The organism is Rhodoferax sp. ZS1R8 (assembly GCF_056521325.1).
This window is the reverse complement of record NZ_JBWMBA010000050.1, coordinates 1-1,701: the sequence shown is the minus strand read 5'-3', so window position 1 is coordinate 1,701 and position 1,701 is coordinate 1. Positions and strand designations below refer to the sequence as shown.

Annotated in this window: 2 protein-coding genes; both read right to left on the bottom strand. The window is 54.7% G+C overall.

Annotation, left to right across the window (positions count from 1 at the left end; translation table 11 throughout):
* Positions 1-99: 99 nt before the first annotated feature.
* The gene (locus tag AC097P_RS23640) at positions 100-1,395 is read right to left on the bottom strand and encodes a hypothetical protein (RefSeq protein WP_479612877.1); all 1,296 of its coding nucleotides are present in this window, start codon (positions 1,393-1,395) and stop codon (positions 100-102) included.
* A gap of 1 nt (position 1,396) precedes the next feature.
* On the bottom strand, positions 1,397-1,701 hold a 305-nt coding region (locus AC097P_RS23635), incomplete at its 5' end, for a hypothetical protein (RefSeq protein ID WP_479612876.1).

Sequence of the window (1,701 nt, the reverse complement as noted above, 5' to 3'; positions counted from 1 at the left end):
CCGGGAAGGTATCGGGGTTTTGAGTGGCTCCGCCTTCAAAAGCGCAGAGCATGTAGTCGCCTGATTTCATTGAAATTCTCCTCAAGTTGAAGGTCTCCGCTAGGCAGGTAAAAGTGTTGGATCCGGGTTTGGGCAACGTTCTACCGCGTTGCAAACAAAGGCGATGGCATGTGGTAGAACCGAACCAGAGAATCCACCCAATTGATCAAGCAGAGCAATGGCATCGGTGGCACTTTCAAATCGCCGCTTTAAGTGCTGTACCTGCCCTTCAGTTTCATCCAAAACACTTCGCAATTTGACTAACTCGAACTCAAACCGCTCTGAAGAAATTCGACGCAATTCAAGCCATCCTACTTCTTTCTTTTTACGAGTGAGAGATGCTTTTTTCGCCTCAAATTCGACCACCGCAGAGTTCGCCTTCGCTTGCGCCACATTTAGCTCGGCAAGCGCGGCGCTCGCCCGCTTTTGCGCTTCAATGCGGGCGGACGTGACATCGAAACGCAATGGCACGGGGAACCGCTCTCCACCCCGAGGAGCGATCTCGGGTCTTGCCCCTAGTTCAGTTTCGGTCGTGACGCGTAAGTCTGTGATTTGGGCGGCTAGATCAGCCAAGCTTGCATCTAACACGGCACCCGGTACAGACCTGAACATCACGCTAGCACCCGCCTCTGGCAGCACATCTTCCCCCACAATGAAAGTCAGATTTCTAACTACGATCAGCCTTATGCAGTAACCGGGAAACCGCCCGCGCGGTGGGCTTTTGCCGTCGGAAATCTGGTCGCCCTCCATGCGCCAGCCACGCAAACTGAGCACATCCGGATCAAACCATGGACGCAGTATTGCCAGTGATGCGATTTGAAATGACACACCCTTGATAAGCTTGTCACCAAGTTGAGGAAGTGTGTTCATCCGTAAAAGCCAAGACACCGCCACATCGCTCAACCCAGCTGCCTGCACTGCCAGATGCGTCTCAGGCAGCGCAACTGTTGTCCAGTGGTTGTCGTTGCCCAAACTCTGCGGCACGGTACCCGTCAAGTAGAAAATGTTTTCGGCAGGCGTCATCCGGCCATCTCCAAGCCGCGCCGTGGCTTCAGCAAAGCGCAGTGCGGTCTTTTCACCGGACGGCGGATTCATTGCCAGTTCCGCTGTGCTTAAAATTCTGGCGTACTCTTCCCACACCAATTTCCCGCTTAGCCGCAGCACCGGCGGGTCAGTAGGGATCATGTTGATCCGGTGCGTGAAGTCAAAGCTCGCAGGGCCACCATCTGGAATGAGCCCCGCATCTTCCACAGGGAATCGGAACCCAGGGAAAGCAACATATTGACCGTCCGCCGCGCTTTGCTCTTCAGTTGCACGTGCGAAAACGGCCGCCAGCGCCGCAGCAAACGAGGCCACGTTACCCCCCCCCTACCCAGGTCAATCCCTCTCTCGGATCGGGCGACATACCAACCTCTTCGCACATGAAACCCACCAGTTGCATGCCTTCGACAGTCAGTGTTCCGGTTGCCGAGTCAATCGTGCTCTTTTGAGTTTTAACTTCGCCGTTGCGTGCATAGCCACCCTTGATGCTCAGCGCGCCAAGGCCCCACCCACCCCCACCGTCGGTTTTTATCGTTTTATACAGATCGCTGGATGTATCCCGAAGCTCGGCCAACGTGATTTTTATGTTGCGAACAAAAATCGCCGTAACTGGGTACCCAA